We start from the raw sequence: 9,728 nt of genomic DNA, 5'->3' as shown, positions 1-9,728 counted from the left end.
GGTTTTAGGCGTCTAAAAAGCGGAAACCCGCATGAATACTGGCCTGAGGCGTGTAAAAGAGACGATTTTCAGTGGATAACTGTCGAACTCGGGTGGACTCTTCTTCAAATTGAAACAACAAGCGCAGTGAGCGATAGATGCAAAACATATGAGGAATGTGCTGCAGGAAACAGGCAACTTCGGTCGTTCAAATCGGGCAAAGCACCTGTGGTGCTGTGTTATAGCACAGATACGTCGCAGTCGAGCATGGTTGCGTATTGCGTGGAAGAAAGGCCCCGCTCTAGCGCAATATTTCATGACACCTTTAATCCGACATTGAGGACCTTTACATCACCGTCGTCCGCCAAAACCTTATCCCTGCACCATTCTAGTGCACAGTAAGCCTAGTCAACTCAAGGTAGCCCTACAGGCGCCAAAATGCCAACAGGTCAGAGCAAGTTAGATCGCAAGAAATTAGGTTGATTATGGCCATAAAAGCAGCTAAATTCAAAGCATGAAAATGGTATAAATTGTATTATAAACAATCAGTTATATGAAAAGTTCATGTTGAGATGTAAGACTTCCGTAAAGTCCAAGTCAAGCTGCAAATCTTCATACGACCTACTGGCAAAAACCCTCCTAAGCTGTTGATCTGAAATAGTGGAAAAGTCCACCTTGAACTGAAACCCACATGTGGTTATCAGATGAGGTCGAGGCCATGTCCTGCCTGACCGAAAATAGCTACAGCCCATGCAGCATGCGACCTGCACGGGAAGCTGATAGGAAACATGAGGTTGCCGGTGTAAAAGTGGGACGGGCGTCAAAGCGTTGGTGGGAGAGACGACAGTTATTGATCTCAAGCCACGAGAGATTCGCGGCCCAACAGCAAGGTTCAGTGCATCACAACCTTGTTTCTGCCATTGCTTTTGGCCGCGTACAGGTTGCTGTCTGCACGACCAAACAGGGACTCGGCTGTATCGTCAGACACGACCTCTGCCACACCGATTGAGATCGTGATGTGTACCGGGCGACTCTGGAAATTGAACGGGCTTTGCTCAACAGCCTTGCGCACCTTCTCGGCCGCTTGACGGGCGGACTCCCCACCGGTCGACGGCATCAAAATGACAAACTCTTCGCCGCCAAAGCGAGCAATAAAATCAACCCCGCGCAAACTGCTGCGCAGCACTTTGGCCATCAGCCGCAGCACCTTGTCGCCCGCCAGGTGACCATACTGGTCGTTAATGCGTTTGAAAAAGTCGATATCGGCAACACAAAGAGCGAAAGGTGTGCCGTAGCGCTGATAGCGCGCAATTTCATTCGCAAGCTGCTGGTCATAGGCAAACCGATTCGCCAATCCCGTGAGCGGATCGGTACGCGACTTCATATGCGCTTCTTCCGCACTTCTGCGGAACCCGGCAGCCTTCGACTCCATCTCCTCAAGGCGACTCAACAGGATCTTCCGCTCCCGCTGCAGTTCGGCGACATGCTGATTTTCCGCTTTCTTGTGTGTATCAACCGCTTTGATCAAGCTTGCCAGCTGAGTACTGACAGCCGTTTTCAACTCATTGATGTCACTGGTCTGTTTGACCGCTTGACTGATTTTATGAACATCATGGCGCACCGTCTGGTCCAGCAGATTATTGCGCTTAAGCTGTACCACATCAGCCGTTTCTGCCCTGTCCAGAAAGCTGCGCAGATAGGCAAGCTGTTCATTCAACCCCACAAGATAGGCCTGAATATCCTCCCCTGTACTACCTCCGCAGGTCCGCGCCAAGGCGGAAACTTCCTCAAGACAGCGTTCCAGCTCTTCCGGACCGGGACCCGCCTCCAGGCGACTGATCAATTCGTGGGTACGTGCTCGATGCTGGACAGGTACATTGAACAGCTGAATCAGCTCAAGCAATCGCTGAGCCATACGCTTGCTGATCATATCGTTTGGTTGCGCCAAATCATCAGTGCTTACAGCACCAACGCCAGAGCGACTAATCTGTCGCTGAAAGGTCAATAGCGTATCAATCAGCCCCGGCAACTGCCGCATGTTGTCAGCCACACCGGCAAGCTTTTGCCTGACTTCAACCAGCCCCCCTTCCTCGCTTTCGGCCGTACCCTGCAACAACAGCACCCACTCATCGATGCGTTTAATCAGCTGCCTGGCCTGCTGCGCCCGTGTTTCATCCAGCAAACGGACATGTTTTTCGGTTTTGCGTAGCAACTCTGGCACTTTATCCAGCTTGCCAGTCTGCAACTCAGTCACCAGCGATGCCAACAACTGGTCAAGCTCAGCCGATTCGCCATGCGCCGCTAGGTCAAGTTGAACGGCCAGGCTGCGAAGACAGTCAGCAGCCTGTGAGCGCTGCTGCTCATGCTGCTCCACCTCAAGTGCCAGCGCTCTGTATTTACCACGCCAGTCAACCTTGTCTGTCATCGTAAAATCTCCATTTTATCTGAGGCGGAACAGTTCAATTCAGATACTCGCAAAACGATACACAACCGGAAACCGGAACAACCTATTTGACCGCATAAATATCATGACATCAAATTGCGACAACGGCTGCAGCAGCAACACCAAACTGTTGTGGACACGATTCATTTAATTCGCGGAGCGTTCGCCACAATTCCGACAAGAGCGCACAGTCCTGCGATTACGTCATTTACCTGCTCAAAACACTTGAAACATTCCTAGACCTTCATGTCCCCGACTGCAGTAACGCCTTTTGAGCAACTACTTTTTCAACCAGGGGCGGCATGAAATGGATGTTCGAGACGCGTCCAATGTTACAATAATTACCAGTCCGTTACTGGTGTGATCCATGAAGACAGAAAGACTCAGCGCTCAAAACCCCGACCATCTACAACGTGCCGGCGAACTACTGCTGGCTGGCGAGCTGGTCGCCGTGCCGACAGAGACGGTATACGGGCTGGCTGCCGACGCCTCAAACCCCGAGGCGGTAGCAAAGATTTTTGCAGCGAAACGACGCCCGACCAACCATCCGCTGATTACGCATATTGCCTCATTTGATCAGCTGCCACGCTGGGTCAAAACCGTGCCTGACTGGGTCGCCCCTCTGACAGCAGAGTTTTGGCCTGGCCCATTGACACTGATTTTTGATCGCCATCCGGATGTCTCAGATGTCATTACCGGCGGCCTGCCGACGATCGGGGTGCGTATGCCCGATCACCCGGTGCTGCTGTCATTGCTGCAACGATTCGATATTGCTGTCGCCGCTCCGTCGGCCAACCCGTACCAGAAACTCAGTCCCACCAGTGCGGAACAGGTACTGACCAGCATGGACGGGATGATTGCAGCCGTGCTTGACGGCGGTCCCTGCGGTGTCGGCACGGAATCGACCATTTTGCGTGTGGATGAACACAGTGCAGAAATTCTGCGAAGCGGCCCCATCTCAGCAGAGATGCTCCAGCCCTATCTGCAGGTACCGGTGCGCATTCCGAGCAGCCATGAGCACGCTGTCTCCGGTAACAAGAAAATTCACTATCAACCCAATGCCCGCATCACGCTCTGTAAGACTGACGAGATAACGGCCCTGGCTGCATCAGCAGCCCCGCACTCAGGTGCACTGGTGTATTCAACAGCACTGAGATCACTGCCTTGCAAGCACCTGAAGGTGATGCCGGCTGATCATCAAGGCTATCGTCAAGCACTGTATGCCGCCCTGTACGAGGCCGATTGTGACGGTGTAACCCAGCTATGGGTCGAAGCACCACCCAAAGATCCCGCCTGGGCTGATATATGGGACCGCCTGAGTCGCGCCGCTGCCAACTGACTGGTGCGAACTGCTGCTTGAGCTGGATAGAGCGGGATCAGTGATCAAAAAATCACGAAAAACATCCAGCTACCATGGCACACCAAAACCACAACACTGAGACAGCGTCTTAACTGCCGATAATCGCCGTTTTTCACCTGACTGTAGTCGTACCCCCACCAGAGCGCGTAGGCTACAAAAAGCAGCGCAAACGCCAGCGTAACTGGCAACAGCAAGGCCACCCACCCCAGCAAACTGGGCAACATGCACAGACAAAGCCGCCAGCTATTGCTCCACTTGTCGTCTTGCAGTGCCACACCCCAATGAATCCCGCCCAGAAACGACAGGATTACCGCGCTGTATGACAGGAAGTAAGTAACTGCCCAAGGCTGATGCATCAATACAGTCAACCCGACAAAGGGAATCAAACCGGACAAACCAAGTAGATAGGCTGTTTTGTTCATGGGTATGTTATCAGTGCGTTAATTTTTATACCGATACGACAACTGCCGGATTTGGTTCACCCTGCCCTCTATCGATCACCATTTGATTACCGGTGCAATTGCACAGATCGCTGAGCCAATACCTTAATAATTATCTTGCCCATCTCGATTGACATGCTAACATGCTAGCATGTCAATCGAGACCAGTAGATTGATGCCTGTGACCTGACTAAATATAAAACCAAAGGTGACTGAATAATGAAGAAGACAGCTCTCAGCCTTGGACTCGCCATGGCGCTCATCGGCCCTGCCTCTACCTCGCAGGCCGCTACCGAACTTAACTTTGCAACCTGGATGCCGCCAGGCCATCCAATAAATGCGACTATTCTGCCCCAATGGGCCAAGCAAATTGAAGCTGGGACTAAAGGTCGCGTTAGTGTGAAATTCGAATACAACCTGGGTGAACCCGGCTCCATGTTTTCCATCGCTGAGGATGGTGTGGCTGATGGTGCTTGGGGGTTCCATGGATATGTTCCCGGTCGCTTCCCTCTGACCGAAGCCGTTGAAATGCCGATGCTGGGTGCCAATGCCGAAGCGGCATCCGTCAGTTTCTGGAATGTGTACAACGAATACTTTGCAAAGGCAGGCGAGTTTGATGGCCTTGAATTGATGGCTTTGTGCACACATGGCCAAGGGCAGCTGCATACCAAATTCCCCATCAACGCCTTAAGCGACCTCAAGGGCAAAAAAATACGCGTTGGCGGCGGTGTACAAAGTGAAATTGCCAAACGCATGCAAGTGACACCTGTCGCAGCACCCGGGCCCAAAATTTATGAACTACTTCAGCAGGGGGTCATTGATGGAATCACAATGCCCCAGAGTGAACAGCGCGGCTTGAGACTCAATGAAGTGACGTCGCACCTGACGGTATATCCCAGCGGCCTCTATCTCGGCAGCCTGTCCATCTTTCTGAACCCGGAGTTCATGGCCAGCCTGAGTGAGGAAGACCAGGCGGCCATTCGTCGCGTCTCCGGTGAAAGCCTTTCACGCACGTGCGGTCAGGCATTTGACGCCGCCGACGAGGACGGTATCAAGACCGCTCGGGAAAGTGGTGTCAACGTCAACGAGCTGCATCCCGGTGATGCGTTAACACAAGAACTCACCACCGTCCTTGAGGGCATCGACCAGGCCTGGCTGGAAAAAACCTCAGCATCTGGCGTTGATAACAAAGCTGCCCTGCAGTCCCTTCGCGAGCGAGCTCGTAACTATCAACCGGAGCACTGATATATGACAGATCGCTTGCGGGTTCTGGTTGGCGCCAATGCACTTTATAATCACCCACTGTTTCCATAACAGACACCGGGTGCGGGTTTCTTGACGATGCGAATTCTCAACAAGAAGGATCTTATATATCAGGATGTACTGGGGCGACTGTTAAGTCGGCAGTACAAGTTTGGTGAGAAGGTCTCGGTCAAGGATATCAGCAACGAAACTGGCGTCAGTCGTCAACCTATCATGACCGCACTGAATAACCTTCAGGAGCGGGGGTTCGTACATATCACCGCTCAGGTGGGCTGCGAAGTGGTCGATCCGGCCGTGTCCGAGGTAGCAGATTTCTATCGGATGTTTTCTGCTACCGAAGGACTGATCGCCAGTCTGGCCGCTGAGCGTCATTCACCTGAGGAGTTGCTCAGACTGACAGAGATCAACGATCAGATTATTGCACTCGGTCACAGCTCAACCCAACTCTCTGAACGGTACCGTCAACTGAATGCCGACTTTCACCGGCATCTGCAGCGGATGGCCCGCTCTGAGATTCTCGGCACACGTCAAATGTCGAACTTTGAACTGTCTGACTTTTTTATCGTGCAAACCTGTGGCTTTCACATGCATCTGAACGCAGCCACGGATGAGCACACGATGATTATTGAAGCAATACGGAATCGGGATACACAAGCCGCCCGTGAAGCTGCCGAAGAGCATATCGCCAGCGTATCCCGAGACGTAGTGACGTTCATGCAGCACTCATCCTGAGATAAACCGGAGCCGTACTCAGCGGCACTTTGTCCAGACAACTAACATGCTAGTATGCAAGAATAAACACAAGAGGCTGAACATGCAGACTGACCACTTTGATACCGATGTTCTGATCATCGGCACAGGACCAACAGGCGCAACCGCTGCCCTTGCACTGGCCACCTATGGCATCAATGCCCACATGGTGTCTCGCACCAACTGGCTTGCCGATACGCCCCGTGCCCACATTACCAATCAGCGCACCATGGAAGTGTTCCGCGCGCTGGATATTGAGGAAGAGCTGTATCGCCACGCGACCCCCTGGGATCAGATGGGCGACAGCCTGTTCACCACCAGCCTTGCGGGAGAGGAGCTGGCACGCCTGCGATGCTGGGGTACCGGTGATGCGCGCAAGGGAGACTACCTCAGTGGCAGCCCCTGCGAATTGCTCGACATTCCGCAACCGATTGTTGAGCCCGTGATTTTCAAGAACGCACTTGAACGTGGTGCACGCGCCGCTTTCAATACGGAATATGTCAGCCACATACAGGATGATGAGGGAGTCTCCGTCACACTGCGAGATCTGATTCAAAACAGGGAATACGTCCTGCGTGCACGCTATTTGATCGGTGCCGACGGGGCTCGCTCACGGGTCGCACAGGATATCGACCTGCCCATTGAAGGCCATCATGGTCGGGCCGGTACCATATATGTGAATTTCAGGGCCGACCTGTCGAAATATGTCGAGCACCGCCCCAGCATTTTGCACTGGATCGTGTCACCTCATGCCAGCTTTGGTGAAATCGGCATGGGACTTCTGCGCGCGGTCAAGCCCTGGAACGAATGGATTGCAGGTTGGGGCTTTGATATTTCGAAAGGCGATCCTGAACTGATTGACTCCGAGCTGACCGAACGTGTCCGCCTGCTGACAGGTGTGCCTGACCTTGAAATCGAGATCATCACCAAGTCCATCTGGTATGTAAATCAGGCATACGCAACGGAATACTCTCGAGGCCGTGTGTTCTGTGGCGGTGATGCCGTACACCGTCACCCGCCTTCAAGCGGGCTGGGGCTGAACACCTGCGTACAGGATGCCTTTAACCTGGCCTGGAAAATTGCCGCGGTTATCAAGGGGGATGCCAAAGCTGATCTGCTCGAGACCTACACTCAGGAACGCGCACCGGTCGGCAAACAGATCGTGCTGCGTGCCAACCAGTCACGTCTTGATTACGGTGCGCTGCACAAGGCGTTCCGCGTCGAAGGGGCCGAAAACCCGGTTGTCGCCGGCATTGAGCGCCTGAAGTCGCCAACCCCTGAAGGTGAAGCCGCACGAGAAGCCCTTAATCAAGCGCTCGAGCTGAAGAACACCGAGTTCAACGCGCAGGGCGTGGAGATGAACCAGCGCTATCACTCTTCGGCAATTGATGAGTCGGAAGAGTCCGAAGAAATCTGGGACAAAGACCGACAACTGTACCTGAAAGCCACCACGCGACCGGGGGCAAAACTGCCGCACGCCTGGTTGATAGACGCCAAAGGCATGAGGGTATCAACTCTGGATCTGGTCAAGGGCTATGGTTTCACGCTGATTACCGGCCTGTCGGGAACTGCCTGGGACATGGCACTGAAGTCGATCGACAAGCCCTGCCTGAGGTTACTTCAGGTGGGCGATGTCATAAAAGACCCCTATTGTGAATGGCAGCGCAGACGAGAAATACCCGAGTCCGGCGCCCTGCTGGTAAGGCCGGACGGCTATGTTGCCTGGCGTTGCATGGAGGCCGTGCAGGATGCAACTGAGGCAACACAACGCCTTGAGCAGGCGCTGGATTCAATCCTGCTGCAATAAGCAGCCAACTATTCAGGTAAAATAACGCGCTTTGGCGCTGCGCCCGGCGTCCTCGTACCGGACGCAGCGCCAATTTTGTTCTACCCCTGAACCCACTCAAATAGCCACATGGATCTGCCCGCAGCATGAAAAGCATCAATCACCGCCCCGCCCTGTTCACGCTGTTTCTGGGTTTCATTTCCTCACTGGGTCCGCTGTCGATCGACATGGGACTGCCCGGGCTTTCCGACATCGAGCGTTTCTTCCAGTTGGCCACGGGAAAGGGAGCGCTGACATTCAGCTTCTTCGTAGCCGGCCTTGCCGTGTCACCGTTGCTCGGAGGTATTCTGTCGGACCGATTTGGACGCAAGCCGGTCATTCTGTTTTCTCTGCTGCTGTATACCCTGGCTGCCCTGCTGTGCAGCCTTGCTCCCAGCTTTGAGCTGTTGCTGGGATTCCGTCTGCTGCAGGGACTCGCCGCCGGGCTTTGCATCGCCATACCAATCGCGATCATCCGCGACACACTGGAGGGCGAAGCCGCGCGGCTGCGCATCTCCTACATGATCATGCTGGTCGGCATCGCGCCTTTGATCGCACCCCTGCTGGGCAGTCTGGTGATGCAGCTCGGCCCCTGGCAGCGCATTCACGACTTTCAGGCCACGGTGGGCCTGGTATCACTGCTGATCATTGCGCTTACCTTCACCGAGACATTGCCCGTTGAGAAGCGCCAGACGCTCAGGGTCAGCGACATTGTGACGGAGTTGCGCAGCATTATGGCCAAGCGAGTGTTTCTACTCGCAACGCTGATCTACACATTGGGCTTCTGTACCCTGTTTACCTATGTCTCCGCTTCCTCCAGCCTGTTTGTTGACCACTATGGCTTCTCCATCGATCAACTGGCACTGATCATGGCCTTTACCTCGGGCCTTGCCGGAGTTGGCTCCTGGTTCAATGCACAACTGGCCAAACGCGGCGTTACCACCAGCCGCGTGATCCTGATCGGCCTGCTGTGCATGCTGATACCCGCTTTCATCCTGCTGTTCATGTCTGATGTGCAGGCCCTGCTGCTGGGCAGCTTGATGGCGTTTATTCTGCTTGGATTTGGCCTGCTGTCACCAGCAGCCAACCATATGGCGATGGACGTGATCGATCAGGGCAAGGGCAAGGCATCCGGCGTAATGCGGTTGTTCCAGATGAGTTCAGCCGCACTGATCTCGGCACTTTACACGCTGTTGATCGGCATGGTCGGCAGCATAACCGCCACCGCCCTGCTGGTGCTGGTCAGCGCACTGCTGGGACTCAAGTGTTGGCTATCCCTGATCCGTTGTCAGCAACACGCCTGAGCGCCGCACCAAGCCGATCAAAGTATGCCCGAAAGGCACAATTGATCTGCCGGCGCTGTTCGCCTTGCGGAAACAGCCCAAGGCGAGCCTCTTTTGAAGAACGGCTACCCTTGACCAGAAAGTGATTGCAGATCGGCTGATCCTGCACAAATGCCTCGAAGGCTCGGGCGCACATCTCTTCCGGCAGGCTGTAATACAGACTGTTCAACTGCTTGTCCATCGCCACAGATGCACGGCACAGCTCGCTGGGTCCCTCACCGGACGGGTCCACCCGAGTTCGACACTTAGCGTTATAAGCTATTGATTCGTATAGTCGGCACTGCAAAATGCTCCACTACACGATCAGGTTATCGGTGCCAACGCT

General features: G+C 54.1%; 8 protein-coding genes. 5 read left to right on the top strand and 3 right to left on the bottom strand.

Annotation, left to right across the window (positions count from 1 at the left end; all coding sequences use genetic code 11):
• Positions 1 to 871 precede the first annotated feature (871 nt).
• Positions 872 to 2,404, bottom strand: a complete 1,533-nt coding sequence (locus ABIE61_RS18085) for a sensor domain-containing diguanylate cyclase (protein WP_354412113.1) — start codon at positions 2,402 to 2,404, stop codon at positions 872 to 874.
• 385 nt (positions 2,405 to 2,789) lie between these two features.
• Between ABIE61_RS18085 and ABIE61_RS18080 the strand changes: the two genes are divergently transcribed.
• A complete protein-coding gene (locus tag ABIE61_RS18080) occupies positions 2,790 to 3,761 on the top strand; it encodes an L-threonylcarbamoyladenylate synthase (protein ID WP_354412110.1) in 972 nt (323 codons plus the stop codon).
• A 44-nt stretch (positions 3,762 to 3,805) separates the two neighbouring features.
• Here the strand turns inward: ABIE61_RS18080 and ABIE61_RS18075 are convergent, their stop codons facing one another.
• On the bottom strand, positions 3,806 to 4,204 hold the full coding sequence (locus tag ABIE61_RS18075; protein ID WP_354412108.1) for a DUF3429 domain-containing protein: 399 nt from the start codon (positions 4,202 to 4,204) through the stop codon (positions 3,806 to 3,808).
• 237 nt (positions 4,205 to 4,441) lie between these two features.
• Between ABIE61_RS18075 and ABIE61_RS18070 the strand changes: the two genes are divergently transcribed.
• From ABIE61_RS18070 to ABIE61_RS18055, 4 genes are all read left to right on the top strand, one after another.
• The gene (locus ABIE61_RS18070; RefSeq protein ID WP_354412105.1) at positions 4,442 to 5,467 is read left to right on the top strand and encodes a TRAP transporter substrate-binding protein; all 1,026 of its coding nucleotides are present in this window, start codon (positions 4,442 to 4,444) and stop codon (positions 5,465 to 5,467) included.
• A gap of 96 nt (positions 5,468 to 5,563) precedes the next feature.
• Positions 5,564 to 6,217, top strand: coding sequence for a GntR family transcriptional regulator (locus ABIE61_RS18065; protein ID WP_354412103.1), 654 nt, complete (start codon positions 5,564 to 5,566; stop codon positions 6,215 to 6,217).
• Positions 6,218 to 6,299: 82 nt separating this feature from the next.
• Positions 6,300 to 8,042, top strand: a complete 1,743-nt coding sequence (locus tag ABIE61_RS18060; protein WP_354412101.1) for an FAD-dependent oxidoreductase — start codon at positions 6,300 to 6,302, stop codon at positions 8,040 to 8,042.
• A gap of 125 nt (positions 8,043 to 8,167) precedes the next feature.
• Positions 8,168 to 9,364 (top strand): MFS transporter, encoded by a 1,197-nt coding sequence (locus ABIE61_RS18055; protein WP_354412098.1) that lies wholly within the window; start codon positions 8,168 to 8,170, stop codon positions 9,362 to 9,364.
• On the opposite strand, the gene ABIE61_RS18050 is transcribed toward ABIE61_RS18055, so the two are convergent.
• Positions 9,321 to 9,635, bottom strand: coding sequence for an LPD1 domain-containing protein (locus ABIE61_RS18050; protein WP_354412095.1), 315 nt, complete (start codon positions 9,633 to 9,635; stop codon positions 9,321 to 9,323). The genes ABIE61_RS18055 and ABIE61_RS18050 overlap by 44 nt on opposite strands.
• Positions 9,636 to 9,728: the final 93 nt, after the last annotated feature.

The organism is Marinobacterium sp. MBR-111 (genome assembly GCF_040547585.1).
In the GTDB taxonomy this organism is placed as follows: Bacteria; Pseudomonadota; Gammaproteobacteria; order Pseudomonadales; family Balneatricaceae; genus Marinobacterium; species Marinobacterium iners.
Note: the sequence above shows the minus strand (reverse complement) of the source record. Positions and strands in the feature narration are given on the sequence as shown.